Source organism: Donghicola eburneus (assembly GCF_900115865.1).
Taxonomy (GTDB): Bacteria; Pseudomonadota; Alphaproteobacteria; order Rhodobacterales; family Rhodobacteraceae; genus Donghicola; species Donghicola eburneus.
Genome location: NZ_FOXY01000005.1, coordinates 1 through 22,313, shown reverse-complemented (window position 1 = coordinate 22,313; position 22,313 = coordinate 1). Strand labels below are relative to the sequence as shown.

Annotated in this window: 20 protein-coding genes and 1 pseudogene; 6 read left to right on the top strand and 15 right to left on the bottom strand. The window is 58.5% G+C overall.

Annotated features, from left to right (window positions below):
- Position 1 precedes the first annotated feature (1 nt).
- From BM225_RS09790 to BM225_RS09775, 4 genes are all read left to right on the top strand, one after another.
- Positions 2 to 1,243, top strand: coding sequence for a diaminopropionate ammonia-lyase (locus BM225_RS09790; RefSeq protein ID WP_072706794.1), 1,242 nt, complete (start codon positions 2 to 4; stop codon positions 1,241 to 1,243).
- Positions 1,240 to 2,469: a Zn-dependent hydrolase gene (locus BM225_RS09785; RefSeq protein ID WP_072706795.1), complete on the top strand. Its 1,230-nt coding sequence runs from the start codon at positions 1,240 to 1,242 to the stop codon at positions 2,467 to 2,469. The genes BM225_RS09790 and BM225_RS09785 overlap by 4 nt, the downstream gene beginning before the upstream one ends.
- A complete protein-coding gene (locus BM225_RS09780) occupies positions 2,466 to 3,383 on the top strand; it encodes an N-carbamoyl-D-amino-acid hydrolase (protein WP_092464222.1) in 918 nt (305 codons plus the stop codon). The genes BM225_RS09785 and BM225_RS09780 overlap by 4 nt, the downstream gene beginning before the upstream one ends.
- Before the next feature lie 166 nt (positions 3,384 to 3,549).
- Positions 3,550 to 4,317 carry a glucose 1-dehydrogenase gene (locus tag BM225_RS09775; RefSeq protein WP_072706797.1) on the top strand — a complete coding sequence of 256 codons (768 nt, stop codon included), beginning with the start codon at positions 3,550 to 3,552 and terminating at the stop codon, positions 4,315 to 4,317.
- 67 nt (positions 4,318 to 4,384) lie between these two features.
- On the opposite strand, the gene BM225_RS09770 is transcribed toward BM225_RS09775, so the two are convergent.
- The 6 genes and pseudogenes from BM225_RS09770 to BM225_RS09745 all read right to left on the bottom strand — a co-directional run bounded on the left by BM225_RS09770 (position 4,385) and on the right by BM225_RS09745 (position 10,600).
- The gene (locus BM225_RS09770) at positions 4,385 to 5,284 is read right to left on the bottom strand and encodes a LysR family transcriptional regulator (RefSeq protein WP_072706798.1); all 900 of its coding nucleotides are present in this window, start codon (positions 5,282 to 5,284) and stop codon (positions 4,385 to 4,387) included.
- 21 nt (positions 5,285 to 5,305) lie between these two features.
- On the bottom strand, positions 5,306 to 6,151 hold the full coding sequence (locus tag BM225_RS09765; RefSeq protein ID WP_072706799.1) for an alpha/beta fold hydrolase: 846 nt from the start codon (positions 6,149 to 6,151) through the stop codon (positions 5,306 to 5,308).
- Positions 6,148 to 6,537: a hypothetical protein gene (locus BM225_RS09760; protein WP_072706800.1), complete on the bottom strand. Its 390-nt coding sequence runs from the start codon at positions 6,535 to 6,537 to the stop codon at positions 6,148 to 6,150. The genes BM225_RS09765 and BM225_RS09760 overlap by 4 nt, the downstream gene beginning before the upstream one ends.
- 10 nt (positions 6,538 to 6,547) lie before the next feature.
- A complete protein-coding gene (locus BM225_RS09755) occupies positions 6,548 to 7,726 on the bottom strand; it encodes a muconate/chloromuconate family cycloisomerase (protein WP_092464220.1) in 1,179 nt (392 codons plus the stop codon).
- 93 nt (positions 7,727 to 7,819) lie between these two features.
- Positions 7,820 to 8,689 carry a dioxygenase family protein gene (locus BM225_RS09750; protein ID WP_092464219.1) on the bottom strand — a complete coding sequence of 290 codons (870 nt, stop codon included), beginning with the start codon at positions 8,687 to 8,689 and terminating at the stop codon, positions 7,820 to 7,822.
- 560 nt (positions 8,690 to 9,249) lie between these two features.
- Positions 9,250 to 10,600, bottom strand: a pseudogene (locus BM225_RS09745) (IS3 family transposase).
- A gap of 131 nt (positions 10,601 to 10,731) precedes the next feature.
- On the opposite strand from BM225_RS09745, the gene BM225_RS09740 reads away from it, so the two are divergent.
- Both BM225_RS09740 and BM225_RS09735 read left to right on the top strand, forming a co-directional pair.
- Positions 10,732 to 11,208 carry a transposase gene (locus tag BM225_RS09740; protein WP_072706804.1) on the top strand — a complete coding sequence of 159 codons (477 nt, stop codon included), beginning with the start codon at positions 10,732 to 10,734 and terminating at the stop codon, positions 11,206 to 11,208.
- 640 nt (positions 11,209 to 11,848) lie between these two features.
- A complete protein-coding gene (locus tag BM225_RS09735; protein ID WP_072706807.1) occupies positions 11,849 to 12,802 on the top strand; it encodes an NAD(P)-dependent oxidoreductase in 954 nt (317 codons plus the stop codon).
- Positions 12,803 to 12,820: 18 nt separating this feature from the next.
- On the opposite strand, the gene BM225_RS09730 is transcribed toward BM225_RS09735, so the two are convergent.
- The 9 genes from BM225_RS09730 to BM225_RS09690 form a co-directional block, all read right to left on the bottom strand.
- On the bottom strand, positions 12,821 to 13,555 hold the full coding sequence (locus tag BM225_RS09730; protein ID WP_072706808.1) for a class II aldolase/adducin family protein: 735 nt from the start codon (positions 13,553 to 13,555) through the stop codon (positions 12,821 to 12,823).
- A gap of 15 nt (positions 13,556 to 13,570) precedes the next feature.
- Positions 13,571 to 15,001, bottom strand: a complete 1,431-nt coding sequence (locus BM225_RS09725) for a carnitine 3-dehydrogenase (RefSeq protein WP_072706809.1) — start codon at positions 14,999 to 15,001, stop codon at positions 13,571 to 13,573.
- Positions 14,998 to 15,918 carry a 3-dehydrocarnitine:acetyl-CoA trimethylamine transferase BcoG gene (bcoG, locus tag BM225_RS09720; RefSeq protein WP_072706810.1) on the bottom strand — a complete coding sequence of 307 codons (921 nt, stop codon included), beginning with the start codon at positions 15,916 to 15,918 and terminating at the stop codon, positions 14,998 to 15,000. Before bcoG ends, BM225_RS09725 begins: the two co-directional genes overlap by 4 nt.
- A gap of 12 nt (positions 15,919 to 15,930) precedes the next feature.
- On the bottom strand, positions 15,931 to 16,716 hold the full coding sequence (locus BM225_RS09715; protein WP_072706811.1) for a carnitinyl-CoA dehydratase: 786 nt from the start codon (positions 16,714 to 16,716) through the stop codon (positions 15,931 to 15,933).
- The gene (locus BM225_RS09710; protein WP_072706812.1) at positions 16,713 to 18,761 is read right to left on the bottom strand and encodes an acetate--CoA ligase family protein; all 2,049 of its coding nucleotides are present in this window, start codon (positions 18,759 to 18,761) and stop codon (positions 16,713 to 16,715) included. Before BM225_RS09710 ends, BM225_RS09715 begins: the two co-directional genes overlap by 4 nt.
- Before the next feature lie 3 nt (positions 18,762 to 18,764).
- Positions 18,765 to 19,925, bottom strand: a complete 1,161-nt coding sequence (locus BM225_RS09705; RefSeq protein WP_072706813.1) for an acyl-CoA dehydrogenase family protein — start codon at positions 19,923 to 19,925, stop codon at positions 18,765 to 18,767.
- Positions 19,926 to 19,976: 51 nt separating this feature from the next.
- Complete coding sequence (locus BM225_RS09700) at positions 19,977 to 20,789, bottom strand: ABC transporter permease (RefSeq protein ID WP_072706814.1); 813 nt, start codon at positions 20,787 to 20,789, stop codon at positions 19,977 to 19,979.
- On the bottom strand, positions 20,786 to 21,595 hold the full coding sequence (locus BM225_RS09695; protein ID WP_072706815.1) for an ABC transporter permease: 810 nt from the start codon (positions 21,593 to 21,595) through the stop codon (positions 20,786 to 20,788). The genes BM225_RS09700 and BM225_RS09695 overlap by 4 nt, the downstream gene beginning before the upstream one ends.
- A 77-nt stretch (positions 21,596 to 21,672) precedes the next feature.
- A complete protein-coding gene (locus BM225_RS09690) occupies positions 21,673 to 22,233 on the bottom strand; it encodes an extracellular solute-binding protein (protein ID WP_245780452.1) in 561 nt (186 codons plus the stop codon).
- Between the last annotated feature and the right edge of the window lie 80 nt (positions 22,234 to 22,313).

The following is a 22,313-nucleotide window of genomic DNA, read 5'->3' as shown; positions in this document are numbered from 1 at the left end:
CATGACCACCACACTCACGCGCCATGCTGGCACCCCGTCGGCGTTTACGCTCACCCTGAACCAGATGGCCGCGAAGACCCATCCTTGGACCGAAGCGCAGAATGCGATCCTGTCGGACGCAGGCCTCAGCGCAGCCCGAGATACGATTTCTGACTGGCCTGGCTATGCTCCAACGCCGCTCGTGTCCCTGCCCGCTTTGGCGGCGGACCTCGGGATCGCGGCTCTGCATTACAAAGACGAAGGTGGACGCTTTGGTCTGGGCAGTTTCAAGGCCCTCGGCGGGGCCTATGCCGTTGCGCGCCTGCTGCGAGCCAAAGTATCAGACGCCCTTGGGCAGCCCGTTCCTATGTCCGAGATTACCGGACGCGCCCGTGATGATCTGGTCTCGCAGATCACCGTCTGCTGCGCGACGGACGGCAACCACGGGCGCTCTGTCGCGTGGGGCGCACAAACCTTTGGCTGCAACTGCACGATCTTTATCCACGCCACCGTGTCCGAAGGCCGAAAAGCCGCGATCGAGTCCTATGGGGCGAAGGTGATCCGCTGCGCTGGCAACTACGACGACAGCGTACGAGAGGCGCAGGAAACGGCCACCAAGGAGGGCTGGTTTGTGGTCTCAGACACCTCTTACCCCGGCTATATGGAAGTACCCAAAGACGTCATGCAGGGCTACGAGCTAATGGCCGCCGAGGCGATCGACGCGATTGACACGCCCCCGACCCATATCTTCCTACAGACTGGTGTGGGCGGCATGGCCGCTGCCGTAACCGCCCATGTTGTGCGCAAGTTCGGTACGGACCGCCCAACGGTCGTTTTGTGTGACCCTGACAAGTCGGCCTGTGTCCTCGAGTCTATCCAAGCGGGTGCACTGACCGCAGTCGAAGGCGACCTCGACACCCTAATGGCCGGTCTGGCCTGCGGCGAAGTCTCTGCCCTCGCGTGGGAAATTCTGCGCGATCACGGGGACGCGGTGATGGCTGTCACCGACGAGGCTGCCGTGGCCGCGATGAAACTCCTCGCCTACCCCAAAGACGGCGATACTCCGATCGTCGCAGGTGAGTCCGCCGTTGCGGGTCTCGCAGGTCTCTCGGCCGCTCTGTCCGACCCAGAGGCTGCGGCGCTGCTTGGTCTATCTGCAACCTCTCGGGTGTTGGTGTTCGGCACCGAAGGCGACACCGATGCCGCCCTCTATGCCAAACTGGTCGGCGAGATGGGCGACGAAGTGCGGGGCCGCGCCGCATGACACCGCAGATTTCGATCGAGCGCTTGATGGCCTCTGTCCACGAGCTTGGCGCGATCGGCGCACGAGACGGCGGCGGGGTCTGTCGCCTAGCCCTGACCGATGCCGACAAAGCGGGCCGTGATTGGTTCGTAAAGAGCCTGCACGCGCTAAACTGCGAGGTCTTCATAGACGCCATCGGAAACATCTGGGGCATTCGTGCGGGCCGAACCGAAGATGCGCCGGTGATGATCGGATCGCACATCGACACAGTCGCCACAGGGGGCCTCTATGACGGAGCGCTTGGCGTTCTCGCGGGGCTCGAAGTCATTGCTGCTCTGAACGCCAGCGAAACAGAAACGGACCTGCCGGTTGCGGTCGCAGCCTTTACCAACGAAGAAGGCGCGCGGTTCGCCCCCGACATGATGGGATCGGGCGTGCACCAAGGCGCATTGGACCTAGACGAGATGCTGTCAACGCGCGCCACCAGTGGCGACGCACTGGTCGGAGAGGAATTGCGCCGGATCGACTATGCCGGACAGGACCTGCCAATCACCCCGTCCGCCTATCTGGAACTGCACATCGAACAAGGACCAGTGCTCGAGACCGAGGGACTAAAGATCGGCGCCGTCACGGGCGTCCAAGGCATTCATTGGACAGAATTTACCGTGCGCGGCCAGACCAACCACGCGGGCACGACGCCCATGTCGCTGCGGCGCGATGCGGGACAGGTCGGCTTTGCGATCGCAAGGCTCGCAGATGAGATGGCCCAAGAGCTCGGCGAGCCGCAGGTGGCCACCGTCGGCGTCTTCGAAGTCTCGCCTTGCCTTGTCAACGTGGTCCCAGACCGTGCGCGGCTGACCGTGGACATGCGGAACACAGACGGAGACATCCTGACATCGGCGACGGACCGTCTTCTCTCTCAGGCACAGCAGATCGCAGAGGCGGCCGAATGCACCTTGGACATCCGCCCCCTCGCCCGCTTTGCGCCCGTGGTTTTCGACGACGCGCTGGTTACGCGGGTCGAAACCGCCGCCCAGAACCGCCAACTGCCCGTCAAACGTATGCCCTCTGGCGCGGGGCACGACGCGCAAATGTTCGCGCCCAATTGCCCGACCGCCATGATCTTTGTCCCTTCGAACAAGGGGTTGAGCCACAACATCAACGAACACACCGATGCCACGGATATCGAGGCAGGCGCTCAAGTCTTGCTCGACGTGGTGTTGGACCTGACAGGAGGCCTGAAATGAGCCGCAAATTCATCGTCGCTGGCGCGCAACTCGGCCCGATCGCTCGAGACGAAAGCCGCGCCTCTGCCGTGGCCCGCATGTGCGCCCTGATGCGCGCGGCCAAAGCCCGCGGAGCGCGGGTCGTCGTCTTTCCTGAACTGGCGCTGACAACCTTTTTCCCGCGCTGGCATTTCACTGACCCAGCCGACATCGACCAATGGTTCGAGACCGAGATGCCGAATGCAGACACCCAGCCGCTGTTTGATCTGTCGCGAGAACTCGGGATTGGATTTCACCTCGGTTACGCAGAACTCACGGCGGATGGACACCATTACAATACAGCGATCATGGTGAACGAGTCCGGAGAGATCATCGGCAAATACCGCAAGATCCACCTGCCCGGGCACTTCGAATTCGAGGACTGGCGACCCTTTCAGCACCTCGAAAAGTACTACTTCGAAAAGGGAGATCTGGGCTTTCATGCCTTTGATGCATTCGATGGTAAGGCGGGGATGTGCATCTGTAACGACCGCCGCTGGCCCGAGACATGGCGGTCCTTGGGCCTGGCAGGCGCAGAGTTGGTCGTACTGGGATACAACACGCCCCTGCATTACCCACCCGCACCCGAGCATGACCACTTGCAGTACTTCCACAATGAACTCTCGGTTCAGGCAGGCTGCTACCAGAATGGCCTCTGGGCTGTTGCGGTGGCCAAAGCAGGGAACGAAGAGGGTTGCGATCTGATCGGCGGCAGTGTCATCGTCGCCCCAACCGGCGAAATCATTGCCAAGGCGCAGGGCGTCGGAGACGAGGTGATCACGGCCGAAGTCGACTTGGACCGTTGCACCGAAATCCGCGCAAACATCTTTAACTTTGCGATGCACCGCGAACCCTCGGACTATCATCGGATCACGGCCCCCAAAGATGCCTCTTAGCCGCCTATGATGATGACAATCCTGTCATCTCCGTGCGTGGATTGACATGCGTCTGCTCATTCCTTTGATGACTGGTAAATGCATTATTTTCAGCCACTTGCACTTCCTTTTTAACAGCATACCTCCTTCGCATGGATTGTGGAATTTATAGTGAAGGAGCGTACTGATGAAACGTTTTGAAGATAAGGTCGTCATCGTCACCGGCGCGGCATCCGGCCTAGGCGAGGCAACGGCAGAGCGCCTATCGCAAGAGGGTGCGAAGCTCGTGCTCGTGGACCTGAACAAAGACGCCTTGGACACGCTGGCAGACAAACTCGGCGGGGACGTACTGGTGGTCAAAGCCAACGTCGCGGAATTGGACGACGTAAAAGCCTATGTTGCCAAGACGATCGAAAAGTTCGGCCGCATCGATGGTTTCTTCAACAACGCTGGGATCGAAGGCAAGCAGAACCTGACCGAAGACTTCGGCGCGGACGAGTTCCACAAGGTCGTTTCGATCAACCTAGATGGCGTGTTCTTTGGCATGGCCGAAGTGCTTAAGGTCATGCGTGAACAGGGCTCGGGCGCTATTGTGAACACAGCGTCCGTGGGCGGCATTCGCGGAGTCGGCAACCAGTCGGGCTATGCGGCCAGCAAGCACGGCGTCGTCGGCCTGACCCGCAACAGTGCAATCGAGTACGGCCAATACGGGATTCAGATCAACGCGATTGCGCCGGGTGCGATCATGACCGCGATGGTCGAAGGATCGCTTCGGCAGATGGGTGGCGATGATTGGGAAAAGGTTGGTGAAGAGTTTGTGTCGGTCAACCCGATGAAGCGTTTCGGCAAACCCGAAGAGGTCGCGGCGCTCACAGCCTTCTTGTTGTCCGGAGAGGCAAATTTCGTGAACGGTGCGGTCATCACGATCGACGGCGGTCAGTCCTACAAATACTGATCATTAACGGGACGCAGGCACGGAGAGGCGCCGTGCTTGCGTGCTCTGTATCGGCGCTTCTGCCCGCTTAGTCTGTCCCGCTCCGCGCAAAAGACTGAAGCAGAGAAAAGAAGTTCATCACCTGCGGCTTGCGATTGTCGAGCCGCGCGTGGGCCGTCAGGCTGGTACCCGGGTTGTGCCCTGTATAGGGCTTGTAAACCACGCCGGAGCGCGGCGAACGCGACACGCTCTCTGGTACCATCGCGACCCCTACCCCAACCGAGACCAGCGATATTGCTGTCTGGTAGTCCTGAGCAAAAATTTGATCCTTTGGGGTGACCTCGTTCTCAGCACAGACCCGCAGGATGAAGTCTGCAAACGAAGGCCTTGGCCGGCGGGGATAGAGAACGAAAGGTTCCTCTGACAGATCACGCAGATCAAGAGAACGGGCCGCATCCGCAAAGGGTGAGCCATCAGGGATCGCCAAGATCAACGGTTCACGGAACAGTTCTGCTGAACGCAGTTCTTCTGACCCGCTTAGATACGGTCGGGCCACAGCGATGTCGATGTCGCGGCGGATCAGGGCGCGTTCTAAATCGGCGTTGTTCATCGAGGACAGGGACAGATCGACGTTCTTGTATTTCGACCGGTAGGCCTGAATGAGGCCCGGCAGCGGCCCGTGGGTGGCCGATCCGACGAATGCAATCCGCAGCTGGCCCGCACCGCCTTGGCCGATCAACCTTGCCTCTCGATACGCGCTGTCCAGATCGCGTAGGATATCCCGTGCGCGCTGCAAGAAGGCAGCGCCCGCGTCGGTCAGGCGGATCTGGTTGCGGCTGCGGTCAAAGAGTTTGACGCCGAGCTGATCTTCGAGCGCCGCGATCTGCCGCGACAAGGGCGGCTGCGCCATTCCTAGACGCACAGCGGCGCGGCCGAAGTTCAACTCCTCGGCCACGGCGATAAAGTATTTCAGACGTTTGAATTCCAAGAGCGGCCCTCGGTGGCCACCCTACCCCATCTTGGCGAGTGCCTCGATGAAATGCGGACGGAAAGTGGCCGGATTTTCACTCATCGGAAAATGCCCGATCCACTCCATGACCGCAAGGGTTGCACCGGGGATCTGATCCGCGGTGCGCTTGGCGTCTTCGGGGGTACAGGTCATGTCGTAGGTACCGACCATGATGTGCACGGGCTTGCCCGAGGTGTCGATGCTGCCAAGCTTGCCCACCAGACTGTCGTCCTTGGTGTAGAAGTTCAGATCGCCGCGGAACACGCCCGGACCGGACTGCATGAACATCCACTGGGTGTTCCAGCGTTCCGCCTTTGGCCCTTGGGGCGCGATGTTGGCCGACACCAGAGCGGCCCCCATTTCGCCGCCATGGGCATCGGGGCGGTGGAACCAGTCGATGTCGTACCATGCGGGCTGGAAGTCCGAAGCCTCGATCGCGATGAAGCCTTTGAAGGGCTCGGGATTGTTCAGCGCCAATTGCAGTGCGATCCGTCCACCCATAGAGCAGCCCGCGTAGATAGGGTTTTCAAGGCCTAGCGCCGCGACCAGCTTCAGGACCGTTTCGACATAAACGTCGGTGGTCAGCAGGTACTCTTCTTCTTCGAAGCCTTCGGGAGGCAAGGATTTCCCGTGCCACGGCATGTCCGGCGCGATGAAGCGGTAGTTCGCGGTCATCTCTGCATCGTTCATAATGTGACGCCATTGGCGGCTGTCAGCACCTGCGGTGTGAAAGCAGATGACGGGCTGGCCCTGACCGGCCTCCTCCACATAGACGCGGTAGCTGCGGCCAGCGACCTCGATCGTCACGTAGCGGCCAATGATCGGCTCGTAGTTCGACGCGCTCATGCTGTGGCCTCCTCTTGGCGACCCAGCGCCATGAATTCTTTGAAGAAACGCAGGTTTTTCACCAACAACAGGATATCTCCCTCGATGCGACCGCGACCGGTTTTCACAAAGCCAAAGATGTCATGGAAGGTAGGTTCGGGCATCGGTTCCCAGAATTTCGCCAGTGCCTCGCCATCAGTGCGCAATGCAAACCGCCAAGGTGTCTGACGGCTGGGACCTTCGGTGACGCGTTCGAGTGCGCCGCGATGGAACGCGAGATAGTACTCGTTGCCATCAATCTCGATCAGAACCGTTTCCGAGAACAGCGCACCAAGCCGCAGAAGATGAGGCTTCTCGGCGAGCTTGCGCCCCATGTCCTCAAAGCGGTCACGTAGATCACTTGTCATTGGGATTTCCTTAGTCTTTGCGGGCGTATTTCTCGATCAGGTCCAGGTCCGGCGTCACGCCAAGCCCCGGCCCGTCGGGCAAATGAACCTCGAAATTCTCGTATTTCAGGCCGTTGCGGCACAGGTCCTCGATCAGGATTTTGGGGCCGAAATGTTCGGTCCCCCAGTGCAGATCGGGCAGCGTGGCAAAGGCATGCAGGTGGGCTGCAGCCCCGACCGAACTTTCCAGCAGACAACCACCATAGAGCTGCACGCCAGCGGCCTGTGCCACGGCTGCCACCTGTTTGAGCTGATGAACCCCGCCGTGTTTGCACAGCTTCAGGGACAGCACAGAGCCCGCGCCGCGGGAGCAGCCATCCAGCGCCTCTTCGGTGGTAAAGACACCCTCGTCCATCATGATCGGAACGGGGGAGCGCGCCGCGATCCGCGCCATCGCCGCCATTTGTCCGCCCGGCAGAGGTTGTTCAATCAGGCTCACGCCAAGATCGGCGAGCCGAGGAATGAAGCGGATGAAATCGGCCTCGGACCAGCCTTGGTTCACGTCCGCGATAATGTCCGTCCCTAAGGGCAGCGCCTTTTGCAGCGCGGCCAGACGGTCCAGATCGGTGGCAGGATCGGCAAAACCCAACTTGATCTTGAAGCGGTTGAACCAGCCCTTTTCGATCATGCCTTGGGCTTCTTCGACCTCTTGGCCCGCATCGCCCGAGGCCAGCGCCCAAATCGCCGAGAACGACCGCCTCCGCGCGCCGCCGAGCAGCACATGAGCCGAGACCCCGAGCGTTTTGCCTGTCGCATCCAGAAGCGCCATGTCCAGTGCAGACTTTGCCGCGTTGTTGCGCTTGGCCGCCTTGGCCATCTCGCCCGCCGCGGCTTCTAGCAGGCACGCCGGTTTCCCGATCAGCACGGGGGCCAGGTAGGTGTCAATGTTGGCTTTGATCGCTTCGACGCTTTCCTCGGCCCAGCGGGGACCACCCAAGGTGGACGCCTCGCCGAACCCTTCGACCCCGTTCTCCAGCGTCACACGGACAAAGACGTAGCCCTGATAGCTGATCGAGGTGTTCGAGAGTTTGTGCTTGCGACGGGTTGGCGCCTCGATGATCCAAGAGGTCACGGCGCGGACGCGCGTTGCCTCTTCCAGATGATCGCAAGGCTGACCAGAGAGCGCTTTGGCTGCGAGGGGCGTGTTCATGATATTTTCCGGATGGTCAGTTTGGGGAACGGCACAGAAAAACGCGCCGCTCCTTGGAAGGTTGGAGGGAAGCTCCCCTCCAGCCAGCGCCGATCACTCGGCGGCGACGCTCTCCATCAGAGCGTTGTCGCGGATCACAAAGTCGAAGGTCATCACCATGTCGGTGTCTGCGCCTTCGGGGGCTTTGGTCATGTCACCGATCAGTTCCTCTTTCACGGCAAAGACACTGTCGTTATCGAGGTATTCTGTGGTGCTGTCGTAGATCTGCGAGATCAGGGTTTTGTAGCCGTCCTTCATGATCATGAAGTGGATGTGGCCGGGACGCCAAGGGTGGTGGCCCATGTACTTCAGCAGCTCGCCCGCAGCCCCGTCATAGGGGATCGGATAAGGCACGGGACGGATCGCAACGAATTCATATTCGCCGTTCTCGTCGGTGACAAAGCGGCCACGCAGGTTGTAATCGGGCTGATCAGGGTCCTGCTGCTCATAGAGGCCGTTCGGCGCATCTTCCCACACATCCATGGTCACGCCCGGCACAGGGTTGCCATCGGTATCACGGATCGTGCCCGACACGCGGACGGTTTCCTGACCTTCGAAGTCCTTCTGGATGATGGAAGCGCCTTTTTCCAGAACCGGTGGGTTCTCGCGGTAGAACGGGCCGAGCACGGTGGAAATGGTCTCGTTGTGGGTCGGCTTCTTGTCGAGCATGTCGGCCAGAACCTCGACCCCGATAATGTCGGAGATCAGGATAAATTCGTTGCGGGCATCGCTGGAGATCTCGCCTGCGCGGCGCATCCACTCCATGGCTTCGAGCCACTCATCATAGGTCAGATCGACCTCTTTCATGAAGGCGTGCACGTGCTTCAGTGCGGCTTTCATGATCTCCATGTTGCGTGCGGGAATTCCTGCATCCATCGAATTGATGACGGCCTCGGTAATATTCTCAATGGTAATGTTGCGCACAGTCGTTCCTCCCTCTGGCAATTCGCGTCAAACGTGCCGATGCGATGGTGTTCCTACAATGCTCGGGGAGATATGCGATCATACCTAAGAGGTATGAAGGCAGCCCTCGCTTGACCGTAGAGGGCGGCTGCCCATCGGTGCCCTCAGGTTTAAAAGGACAACAGCTTGCGCACAGTCGCCTTCGTCCGATCCCGAACCCAACCATTTCCAAAAGCTGGCCTCGTTCTAGGTCATCTGATGTACGAATTCAGATAGGAAACTGCATTTCGCCAAGCGCCGAGACAGATCATCAAATGCCCGCCAAAGTTGTCGAGCAGCCGTATGTCTGCCGTCAGCGCCAATGGGACATTTTAGGTTGATTTGATATGAGAGGGTTTCTGGCCCATCGTAACCACCAAGGAGTGGAGATGAGACAGAAACCCGGAACCAAACAGAGCCCCGGCGAAAAGATTGTGAAGGACATCCTCCGCGCCACACGCAAACAGTTTTCCGTCGTCAGGGATTTTGTGACAGATTGCAGCCTGATTTAAGAGAGGGTTTGGCTCATCTGGTTGGTTTGATTATGCGGCGGTTTTTCGGTGAAGCAAGCGCCGGGTTTCGATGGTCTTTCGTTTGATCCTTTCTCGCTGTTTCAGAATGGTCTGGCCGCGCCCGAAGTAGACGTCAGCGGGCGTGAGGTTTTGCAGGCTCTCGTGGTAACGACGATGGTTGTAGTGGTCGACGAAGGCGTCGATCTTTTGCCTGAGATCGCCCGGCAGGTAGTCGTTTTCCAGCAAGATCGTGTTCTTCAGGGTCTGGTGCCAACGCTCGATCTTGCCCTGAGTTTGCGGGTGATAAGGGGCACCGCGGACGTGATCCATTTTCCGGTCTTCCAGCCAGTCGGCAAGTTCCCCAGAGATATAACTGGCGCCATTGTCCGACAGGAGCCGTGGCTTGTGCAGAACCGTTGCCCTATCACAGCCGGAGGCTTGCAGGGCCAAGTCCAGCGTGTCGGTCACGTCGCTGGTCTTCATCGTCGTGCAGAGCTTCCAAGCGATGATGTACCGGCTGTAATCATCGAGAATTGTCGACAGATAGAACCAACCCCAGCCGATGACCTTGAGATAGGTTAAGTCGGTCTGCCAGAGCTGGTTCGGGCGTGTGGTCTTGTCGTGGAACTCATTTGCGGCGGACAGAACCACATAGGCCGGGCTGGTGATCAGATCGTAGGATTTGAGGATGCGGTAAACCGAAGCCTCTGACACAAAGTACTTTTCCGTGTCGGTGAACCGCACAGCCAGTTCGCTTGGCGACAGATCGCATTCCTTTAAGGCCAAGTCCTTGACCTTCTCGCGCACTGGCTCGGGAATGCGGTTCCAAACCCGTGATGGCCTAGGGCTGCGATCCTCAAGCGCCTTGGGGCCACCGGACAAATACCGATCATACCAACGATAGAAGATCGTTCTGGGGATGCCGAGCTTGTCCAGCGTACGTTTGGTCGGCAGGTGCGAGCCTTCAACGAGGCGGATGATCTCCAGCTTTTCGGATGCGGGATATCTCATTCGTCGTCGCCCCCATCCCCGAGCATGCTTTTTTGAGCAGCCGTAGTTCCAGGGCCTGCTCGGCCACGACTTCCTTCAGATCGCGTGCCTCACGGCGCAGATCTTTGACCTCGGTCGATGTCGCCGCACGCGCGGTGTCACCGGCGAGGCGCTTCTTGCCAGCTTCGAGGAACTCCTTGGACCAACTGTAGAAAAGGCTCTGCGAAATGCCTTCTCGGCGACACAGCTCAGAAATGCTGTGCTCGCCTTTCAGGCCGTCCAGTACGATCCTGATCTTCTCTTCTGCCGAATACTGTTTGCGTGTGGCAGGTCAGATGTCCTTCACAATCTTCTCGCCGGGGCTCTGTTTGGTTCCGGGTTTCTGTCTCATCTCCACTCCTTGGTGGTTACGATGGGCCAGAAACCCTCTCTTATCAAATCAACCTAAAATGTCCCATTGGCGCTGACGGTAGACAAGAGCAGCAGTCGCGCGACGCAGTGTTTCGTGGCAAAGAAAGTTTGGTGCATCAACGTACTGCTGATGTGAATGCTTTGCGGACGCTACTGCATGAAACTGGGCATGTGTTCCCCCAGGGCATCCGCAGCCTGAGCCGGATGAAAGCTCTCGTAGAGGATGACACATCTGACTTGCATAGCCTCATCCGGGAGGAGTGCATCGACCTGCTGGCCCAGATTGCTGAGAAAACGGCGCGTATTATTGAGCGCACGACGAGACTAAAGGCACTAGCGGACGAGTCCCATCGGGCGCGCCGACTTCAGACCATGCCCGTTGTTGGCCCAATCACAGCCATCGCGGCAGAGGCTTTTGGTTCTGACATGGCAGTGTTCACAACCGGACGTAACTTCGCAGCTTGGCCGGGGCTTGTGCCTAGGCAACACTCATCTGGAGGCAAAGAACGCTTAGGGCGAATGACCAAAGCAGGTCAGGCCGATATCCGACGCCTTCTGATCTTTGGCGCAATGTCGCGATTGAACTAGCTTGGATTGCGCTCGGTCACTATGGGGAGTTGGCGGTCTCGCGTGTTGGCGCGCAAGCCCACGATGCTTGTCACGATCGCTCTTGCTTATAAATGGTGCGCCAAATCTGGGCAATGCTGACAAAACACGAGGATTACAAAGATCTGGAATTTGCAAGCGTGGCATGATCTTCATGTAAATTAGCAAGGACAGGTGCCATGGGAGTGTAAGAAGACGATAACTTGAATGGGCGAAATGATCGAACAGATCCGGATCGGGATAACCAGTTAATCGCTGCGAGCGAAAAACTCGAAGGTCAGATTTGGATCTGATCCGCTGATCACCATCCCGGCCTGCAGCTTCTGAAAATGCCGCGAAGAGAGATCTTACAGAAGTTCGCCGTCGATCACAGACCTCGGAAGTCAGAAATTCCTTGCTCTCAGGACGGCGACCACAGACGCCGCCTTACGCCAAGATAGGTAGGTGGACGATGCATGGTGTACGCTTTAACAGCTTCTCTGGCACCACCGTTGGACACTCTCCGTCCTAAATTTTAGGCAGGACAGTCGCGTCGGATTTTTCCTTTCTGGAAACCACGGAAAATACAGATTTTCATAGTTAATTTTGCTTTTATCTGACCAAAAATGAATGAGTAGGTCTTATGCAAAATTGTAGCCAAGGTGTGTTTTTGTCATCGAGCCACGATCTGGCCGAGGCATATGGTGCAAGCATTGACGCTGCAGCGGAACACCGAATGTCGATCTCGAACCCGTCCGAGATTTGCGAAAAGGCAGACGTCGAGTTCGCGCTGTGTTGGCGGCCAGAGCTTAGAGCATTTGATCTCTATCCAAATTTGAAGTTCGTTATGGCTGTTGGCGCGGGCGTCGATGCCTTGCTAAAGCATCCCGGACTCCCGAAACATGTCCAAATTTGCCGTGTACGTGATCCGGAGCAAGGTCAGCAGATGGCCGCTTTCGCTGTTCATGAAATTCTGCACGTTCAGCGAGACTTTGACACGCTCTCAGACCAAGCCCGTAACCAGGTTTGGTCCGAAATCCCGCTTCAAAGCCCTTCGGATGTAAACGTCACCATCTTGGGAAGTGGGAGTATGGGGCGCTGTGTCGCTGAAGCCTGTGTGGCCTTCGGGTTTAATGTTTGCGTGGCGGTTCGCACGCCGCCAGCCGATCCCCTGTCCGGCCTGCGGTATCAGCATGGACCGCAGAGCATTCAAGCCGCGATGACTGACGCCGACTTTGTGGTGAACGTATTGCCTTTGACCAAGGATACCGCTGACATTCTGAACATGCGAACTCTGTCCCAAGTGCGGCGCGGCAGTTGGCTGGTTCAAATCGGCCGCGGCGAGCATCTGGTCGAAGAAGATTTGATGACCCTGATTGAGAGCGGGCATTTGCGCGGTGCCAGTCTGGATGTGTTCAGGAAAGAACCCCTGCCAGTTGGGCATTCGTACTGGGATCACCCCTCGTTGCGAATTACTCCGCACATCGCGAGTTCGGCGTCTGCCAAGGCAATAGCAAGCCAACTCAGGCAGACCGTTCTGGAAATGCAGGCCGGTCTGCCGTTGAGCTTGGCCGTTGATCGCACCGCGGGCTACTAGTTGCGGGGCGTCAAAAATTCAGGAGCGGTAGTCGCTACCAACACCTTCGATCGATCGCAGATGCGCGGCCCATTCCAGCGCGAGATCGCCATCCTCTTCGTTCATCTGAACATATTGGCCGTGAACGCGATCAGAGATTGCTTCGTCGATCATCTTCAATGAGCGTCCAGTGGACAGGGCGGCGATCTGGATTTCGCAGGATCGCTCCAGATAGAACATGTGCGAGAACATCTCGGCAGCGGAACGCCCCGTGGCAATCAAACCGTGATTTCGCAGGATCATCACCGGATGTGTTCCGAAATCAGCGACGATGCGCTCCCGTTCTTCCAAATCAAGCGCGATCCCTTCGAACTCGTGGTAGGCGATGCGGTTGTGAAACTGCAGCGAAATCTGGTTCAGGGGGAGCAATCCCTCTTCCATGCAGGACACAGCGACGCCCGCACGTGTGTGGGTATGCATAATCCACGCGGCATCGTGCCGGTTCATGTGGACCGCCGAATGAATGGTAAATCCGGCGGGATTGACCCGATGAGGACCGCCATCAATTTTGTTTCCCTCGGTATCAATCTTGACCAAGGAAGTGGCCGTGATCTCTTCCCAGCGCCAGCCGTATGGGTTGATTAGGAAATGGTTGTCAGAGCCCGGAACGCGGGCGGTGATATGCGTGTAAATCAGGTCGGTAAATCGGTGCTTGGCTGCCAGACGATAGCACGCGGCAAGCTCTTCGCGAGTTTTCTGCTCTTCGGGGGTCATCTTATTCTCCAGCCTTTACATCCGTTGACCAACAGCGCCGCCAGCACCAACAGCGTCATAGCATTTGTGCGCACGGGCCAAAGCCGTCAGCTTGGCCGCCACCTCTGGCAACGGCTCGGAAGCACGGCGCGTTCGTAGGTCGGTGTGCAGCAACAGAGTCTCGATCGTGGCGCACACCGCTCCATCCGGTTTGTGAATCCGGTGAAACAATTTCATCTTTTTTCCTGCCCCTTCCAGAACCTGAGTTGTGACCGTCAAAAGTTCTGCGCGGTGGACTTCGTCCAAATACCGAACTCGGGTGTCCACGGTGAAAAAGCTGGCACCCGCGGCGATATATTCGGCATTCGCACCGATCAGTTGCATCAGCCCATCCGTGGCCCATGTGCCTAGCTCCAGATAGGCGGCCTCGTTCATATGGCCATTGTAGTCGGTCCACGTGACAGGCACAGCTTGACGCAGAGTGATCGGCAGGCCGTCTCTCTCGCCGCCGACCGGCAGGGTTTGTTCGTGCTGTAGGATCACCCCCCCTGCCCCGCTGGCTGTTCGGCGCAAGCCGCGCAGAATAGCAACCAGGTTATCATCCCTCAGCGTTTCGAGTTCGAAAATGGTCATATGGCCGGATTGCGCGTCGGATTGATCCGCAATGGTACGCGTCAACGCAGCATCAAGTTCTGGAACATCGGTAAGCCGCGACCAAGGCCACTGCAAAGATGGTCCGAACTGCGCCATGTAGTTCTCCATCCCCGCCTCGCCTCCAGCAAGGCGATAGGTTTCGAACATGCCCATCTGGGCCAGACGCAGGCCAAACCCCATCCGGATTGCGTTGTCAATTTGCTCGGTCGTGGCTATGCCATCTTTCAGCATCCACAGCGCTTCGCGCCAGATCGCCTCTTGAAAGCGGTTGCCGATGAAGGCGTCGATTTCGACCCCTAGTTCGAGCGGGAACATCCCTATAGATTGAATAATCGGTAGGGCTTTGGTCCGTAGATCAGCGGCGCCAGAAATCTCGGCCAGCGGCAAGAGATACACGGGATTAAAGGGATGAACGACCACAACCGGCGCCCCCTTGGACGCGAGATCCGAGGCTTTGAAGCCAGACGTGGAGGACGCTATGAAACCTCCCCTAGGTAGAGCGGTGATGATTTCTGCGTAAACTTCATGCTTTAGCTCCAGCCGCTCAGAAACGCTTTCCTGCACCCAATCCGCGTCCTTCACAGCTTCAGCGATGGACTGGCAGTAGGTAAGCCGTCCTTCGGGCGGCAGCGCGCGGTCATAAAGAGCGGGCAGCGACCCCCGCGCGTTTTCGAGAACCGCGCCGATCTTGCGGGCTGCGTCGGGATCGGGGTCGTAGACCGAGACGTTCCAGCCGTTTAGCAGGAAGCGGGCAGCCCAACCGCCCCCGATTACGCCCCCGCCGATAATGGCTGCTGTCTTTGCCCCGCTCATGCGGGCACCGGCATGTCGCGTTTGCCCAGACCCAACTGATCGCGCACCTCTTGTGGTGTCATCGGGCTGGCGCCCATGTTGCTAAGGAGTGTAGCAGCCTTTTCAACCAGTTGCGCATTCGTGGCAAAGACACCGCGATCCAGATAGAGGTTATCCTCTAGCCCGACCCGCACATTACCACCCGCCAAGGCCGCCGCGGCGACATAAGGCATCTCGTCCCGACCAAGGCTGAAGGCAGACCATGTCCAATCCGCTGGCACGTTGTTTACCATCGCCATGAATGTGTTCAGATCACTCGGCGCACCCCACGGAATGCCCATGCACAGCTGGACCAGAGCAGGACCGTTTATCACGCCTTCCTCGACCAGCTGTTTCGCAAACCAAAGGTGACCGGTGTCAAAGGCTTCGATCTCTGGTTTCACCCCGAGGTCAGTCATCTGCTGTCCCATCGCCCGCAGCATCGCGGTGGTATTGGTCATGACGTAAGTGCCATCGCCAAAGTTCATTGATCCGCAATCCAGAGTGCAGATCTCGGGCAGGCAGTCTCGAATATGGGCCATGCGCTCTGTCGCACCGATCATGTCGGTTTCGCCAGTGATCAGCTCCATTGGGGTTTCGGCAGCGCCAAACGTCAGATCCCCGCCCGTACCCGCTGTCAGGTTCAGCACCACGTCCACTTCAGCGGACCGGATGCGGTCTGTCACTTCGCGGAACAGGGCGCGGTCGCGGCACGGCGCACCGGTCTGGGGATCGCGCACGTGGCAATGAACAATCGCTGCGCCCGCCTTGGCGGCATCAATCGCAGCCTCGGCGATTTCTGCAGGCGATCGGGGGACCAGCCGACTTTTGTCCTGCGTCATGCCCGCGCCAGTGATCGCTGCGGTGATAAAGGGTTTTCTGTTCATAGTCAGAGGCATAATTCGTTTCCTTTATCGGCCCTTCCAGACCGGATCGCGTTTTTCGGCAAAGGCGCGGGCGCCTTCTTTCTGGTCGTCCGAGCGGTACAGGCGCTCGACCGTTTCGAACTGGCTGGTGTTGATGCGATTGAGCGCGTCCTGAAATTTCATATCCTCGGCTTCACGCGCGATTTCCTTGATCGCGGCAAAGACCAATGGCGGGCCAGATGCCAACTCATCCGCCATCTTTCGCGCCGCTGACATCAGATCGGCAGCAGGCAAGATGCGGTTCACAAGCCCCCAACGATGGGCCTCTTCGGCGTCGAACCAGCGACCGGTATAAAGGAGTTCCATCGCGATGTGGTAAGGGATGCGCTTTGGCAGCTTGATCGTCGCGGCGTCTGCCACAGTGCCGGAGCGGATTTCCGGCAGGGCAAAAGTGGCATGATCCGCTGCAAAAATGATGTCGGCAGAAATGGCCAGTTCCAGTCCGCCACCGCAAGCGATGCCGTTGACAGCGGCGATCACAGGCTTGTTCAATCCACGCAGTTCTTGCAGGCCGCCGAAACCTCCTTTGCCGTAGTCCGCATCCGCGGCCTCACCGTTGGCCGCGGCTTTCAGATCCCAGCCGGGACAAAAGAATTTCTCGCCAGCGCCAGTGATAATAGCGACCCGCAAATCGGGGTCATCCCGGAATTCGGTGAATATCTCGCCCAACTCACGCGATGTGGCCATGTCGATGGCATTCGCTTTGGGGCGGTTCAGGGTCACTTCCAACACGGCACCACGTCGTTCGGTCAGCACATTGGAGTGTGTCATATGCGGTCCTCCATTCGGATAAGGGCGTCTGCTGCCACTGCGTCATTCGCGCGGCAAATCAATGGGTTGATTTCGACTTCGTGCAGCGTCCCGGCGTTAGCTTGCACAAAGCCCTGCAAGGCCATGACGCTATCGACGATAGCTTCGATCTTGGCTGCGGGGCGACCGCGATAGCCCGTCAGCAGAGATGCCGTGCGCAGACTGAGGACTGCGTCTTGGACCTCTGTCCGTGTGGCGGGGATCAAGACCGAGGCAGTGTCACGGATCAATTCGGTAAGAATACCGCCAAGGCCCATGGTCAGAACGTATCCGTGGGCCGGATCATTGGTCACGCCCACGATCAGTTCGGCGATTGTGCCCGTGATCATTTCTTCAATAAGAAAGCTGTCCGCAGGCATTTGACTTGCTGCGGTTATTACCTGCGCCGCCGTAGTCAGGTTCAGCACGACCGCGCCAGCTTCGGTTTTGTGCGCAATGCCTTCCCCTTTGAGTACCACGGGAAATCCGATATTTTCCGCGCTGGTCCCTGCCGCACCGGCAGAGGCGGCGCGAACCGATGCCGGGACCCGGATGCCAGTTGCCGACAGCAAGGCCTTCGCCTCTGCTTCGGACAGAATGCGAGCGCCATTCGGTAGTTGAATTGGAGCTAAAACGGGCGCGCACGAAGCGTTCCGATCGCCAAGAGGCGCACGCACCGATGCAGCAATCGCCCTTAACGCATCTCCCATCCCACAAAGAGGCACGACTCCCAGTGACATGGCTTCGGATGCAACGCGCTCTGGCAGTCCCTCGGACATCAGGGAGACAAGAGCGACAGGCGTTCCTGTTTCTACTCGTGCCTGCGCTGCCGCACGCAGGACCTGATCATAGTCCGGCGCCTGAAAACGGTCATCGCGGGGATAATCCACCACGATGCAGGCCAGCCCAAGGTCCGCCTGACAAAGCGCAGTAAAGGTCTTCGTCAAAGCCTCTTCATTGCCCCAGATATAGGTATTGTAATCCAATGGGTTCGCCAACGCGACCTTAGGGCCGAGCGCCTGCCTGAGTTTCTCGGCCTGTGGGACCGTCAATTCAGGAAAGGTCACGCCAGAGACTTCGCCCATATCTGCCATCAAGGACGCCTCTCCTCCGGAACAGGAAGCTGAAGCGATACGGGACGACGCGAGCCCGCCGGTCACATGAAGGATCTTCAAAGTCTCAATCAATTCGGTGGCGCTATAGACTTGGGCGATGCCCAAACGCTTGAGCAGTGCCTGTGCACCCGCATTGCTGCCGGTGAGCGAAGCTGTGTGCGAAATCGCTGCCGCCTGTGCCTGGACAGACGTTCCGACCCGCAGCGCAACAATGGGTTTGTCCAGCTCCGCCGCGCGGGCTGCCAGCCGCTCAAAGGCCGGAATGCTGCTGATCCCTTCGATATGCAGGCCAAGGGCGGTGATACGCGGATCCTCTAGCAAAGCGATCCCCAGATCGGCCATATCGGTCTGTGCCTGATTGCCCGCCGCTACGACCATCGCCAAGGGCAATCCCCGCCGCTGCATGGTCAGATTGATCAGCACGTTCGAAGACTGGCCAATTACAGCAACGCCTTTGTCCACAGGGGTGATCCCGTGACGGTCTGGCCAAAGCGCTACCTTATCCAGCCCGTTGACCATCCCGTAGCAATTCGGTCCCAAGACCCGCATGTCGCCCGCCGCCTCAACAAGCTTTGCCTGCAAGGCCTCCCCATCCGAAAGCTCTGACGCAGCCTCACTGAAACCAGCGGCGAAGCAGACTGCACCACCGCATCCCATCGCCGATAGCTGGGCCACCACGTCGACGGTCAACTCGCGGTTCACACCGATAAACGCTGCATCCGGAATTCCGGGCAAAGATGCGAGATCGGGATATGCTAGCAGTCCACCGATCTCGGGCTTTTTGGGATGGACCGGCCAGATTGGTCCGTCAAAGCCAGTGGCGCGACATTGGCGTACCACGGCCTCGCACCAAGTGCCGCCGCCGATGACAACGACAGCTTTCGGTGACAGAAAACGGCTGAGCGGTTCCATCGATCAGGCTCCAAGAGGCCGGAAGAGTTCCCGGCTGATAATGTGTCGTTGGATTTCAGAGGTCCCGTCCCAGATGCGCTCGACCCGCGCGTCACGCCAGAAACGTTCGATGGGCAGTTCATCCATCAGCCCCATCCCGCCGTGAATTTGCAGCGCAGCATCGGTCACGCGGGCCAGCATCTCCGAAGCATAGACCTTGGCCGAGGCGATCTCGCGGTTGGCGGGAAGCCCCTGATCCAGACGCCACGCGGCTGACAGTGTTAGCAGGTCGGCAGCGTCGATCTCTGTGATCATGTCGGCAATTTGGAAGCTAACACCTTGGAACTTGCCAATGGGCTGGCCGAACTGGCTGCGCTCTGCCGCATAGGCCAGAGCATAGTCGAACACGCGGCGCGCACGTCCAACCGAGTTTGTCGCGACAGTGATCCGGGTGGCATAGAGCCACTCGTTCATCACATCAAAGCCGCCATCAACTTCGCCAAGGACCTGCGCATCGGACAGGCGGCAGTTATCGAAGTAGAGGATACTGTTCTGGTAACCGCGATGGGACACAGATTTATAACCGCGTGCGATCTCGAAACCCGGTGTGCCGCGATCCACAAGGAAACAGGTGATCCGCTTTTTCGGGCCGCGTGGAGTATCATCGACGCCGGTTGCTACGAACACGATCACGAAGTCGGCGTGTTCTGCGCCAGAGATGAAGTGCTTCGAGCCGTTGACGACCCAGTCGCCGCCATCGCGCACTGCAGAGCATTTCATCCCTCGCACGTCGGAACCCGCATCAGGCTCTGTCATCGCGAGCGCGTCCATCTTTTCGCCGCGAACAGCAGGCAGCAAGTATTTGTCAATTTGCTCGCCCTTGCAGGCCATCAGGATGTTCTGAGGCCGCCCGAAAAAGTGGGTCAGCGCCATAGATCCGCGCCCCAACTCGCGCTCGACCAGCGCGAAATCCACATGGCTGAGACCGGGGCCGCCTACGCTTTCGGGGAAGTTCGAGGCATAAAAGCCCAAATCGATGCACTTTTGTTTGATGTCCCGAGCGATCTCGGAGGGTACCTCGCCAAGGCGTTCGACCTCGGCCTCGTGGGGGTAGATCTCGTTCTCGACAAAGCTGCGAACGGTCGAGACGATCATTTCTTGTTCGTCGGTTAGACCAAAATACATGGGGCACCCTATTGTTCTGGGGAAGTCAAAGTTTTGGGGAAGAGAGGCGGATCAGCCGCCGTTTCTGGCTTGGCGAAGGTGCACTGCGGCACGGAGCACGATGATCAAAGTCACCACGCAGATCAGAAGAACCGAGAGCGCTGCGATTGCTGGATCGACGTTGTCACGCAGGCCCATCCACATGCGGCGCGGCAAGGTCACTGTTTCGACAGAGGTGACAAAAAGAGTCACGCCGATTTCGTCCCACGACAGCAAGAAGCACAGGAAAAATGCTCCGATGAGGCCAAAGCGGACATTGGGGAGAATGACGCTAAACACACGCGTGGGAACATTTGCCCCCATGGATTGGGCAGCAAGGTCGATACGGCGGTCTAGCTGGCTGAGCGCTACCATGATCACGACCACTGCATAGGGGACGATCATCACCGTGTGCGCCAGTACAACGCCGCCCAATTTATCGTATGCGATGATGCTGTTCCACTGCGACAGCTTGTTCAGAAAAAAGTACAGCGTGAGCGATGACACCACGGGCGGCGCGACCATGGGCAACAAAACAAAGCCGGTCATCAATCCTGCCATGCGCGGCTTCAGCATCCAGATGCCGATACAGAACGCGCTGGCCAGAATGACAGCACAAAAGCTAGCCAGCACACCGACCTGAATGGAGCTGAGCAGGCTCGCACCCCACTCCGGGTCCTCGAACAACGATGCGTAGTGGCGCAGCGAAAACTTGCCATCAGGAAGGCTCAGATAACGGCGCGAGGTAAAGCTGACCGGCACTACGGCTATCAACGGCATCAGCAGGAACAGCGCGACAATGGCAGACAAAAGGGTGGCAATCGTGCCGGGATGGAGGCGGGTCATTGGGCAATCTCCCCGTACCGGCGCATGAGCAGGTAAAGGATCCCGCCTACGGCGATCATCAACACCACGCTCATCGCAGCGGCGACGCCCCATTGGGGGATTTGGAAAATCCACAGGTAGATCAACTCTGCGATCAGGACCGACTGGCCCCCGCCGAGCAGCGCCGGCGTGACGTAGAACCCGATCGAGAATACAAAGACTAAAAGAAAGGCGCCCATCACACCACTCGCGGTCATCGGCACAAAGAGCTGCCAGAACACACGAAGGCGCGAGGCTCCCATTCCGTCGGCAGCCGTCAGCACACGCTCGTCCACGTTGCGCATCGCGGTTGCCAGTGGGAAGACCGCAAACGGGATTAGATAGTGGGACATGCCTACGACCACGGCAAATTCATTGCGGGTCATCTGGATGGCGCTGTCAATCAGCCCCATGTCTTTCAGCCAGGTATTCAGCAGGCCGCGGTTTGACAGCATCGCCAGCCAACCAAAGGCGCGGCTCAGGACAGAGATCCAGAAGGGGATCATGATGCAAAGCTCGGTCAGCAACCGCACCACGGGCCGCCCACGCACCCAGAGAAGCGTAATCACATAAGCGCAGCTCACCGAAACGACGGTCACAATCAGGCACAGTCGAACGGTCCGCCAAATCACGCTGAGCGTCAGAGGGTCACTCAGGACTTGCTGGTATTGCGAAAAACCGAAAGAGGGATCGGTAAAGCTAAGCTGCATGATCCCAAGAAACGGCAACAGATAGCTGAAACCGAGAAAAAGCAGCAGAGGAGATGTCAGGAAAAGTGCGGCGCGCATGAAGGCTCCTTTGGCGCCTTCGGATCGCAGGGAGGGAGCTGTGCGATCCGAAGGACTTGGGCCGGTTTGTAGAGGGATCAGGCAGAGATGATTTTCAGATAATCATCCAAGGCCGACCCGTAGTTTTCCTCGTACCAGTCTGTGTCGAGCGGCACCTGCTTGGGCAGGTTCTCGGGATCCATCGGATTGAAGCGGCGGTTCTCTTCGGCGATCAGAGCGTCGGCAGCGGGGTTCGACGGACCGTTCCCCATCAGTTCGAATAGCATCGCCTGACGCGCAGGATCTTGGGTGGCCGCGATGTACTTCATCGCTGCTTCTTTGCCGCCGGGGTTACCCTTCAGCACACCGATGCCGCCTGGGCCGACGATCCCGTCCTGCCAGATAAAGCTGATGTCGCCGTCTGTGTCCTTTTCCAAAAGGCTCGCACGAGTGTTCCAGATCAGCGCCATCGATACGTCCCCGTTCAAGAGCAGCGATTGGCTTTCTGCGCCGCCACCCCAGAAGGCACCGATATGCTCTTTGAACCCTTCGATTTTGGCGTGAGCACGCTTCAGGTCCAGCGGATAGAGATCGGCAGGAGCAACCCCGTCGGCCAGTAGAGCGGCCTCCCACATCCCTGCGCCGTATGCGACGGCCATACCCCATTGATTTGATGTGTTCCTGAGAGTTGGCCGTCCTGCGAGAAGGTCTGCGTCAGCAGATGGAGGTTTCGCATGGC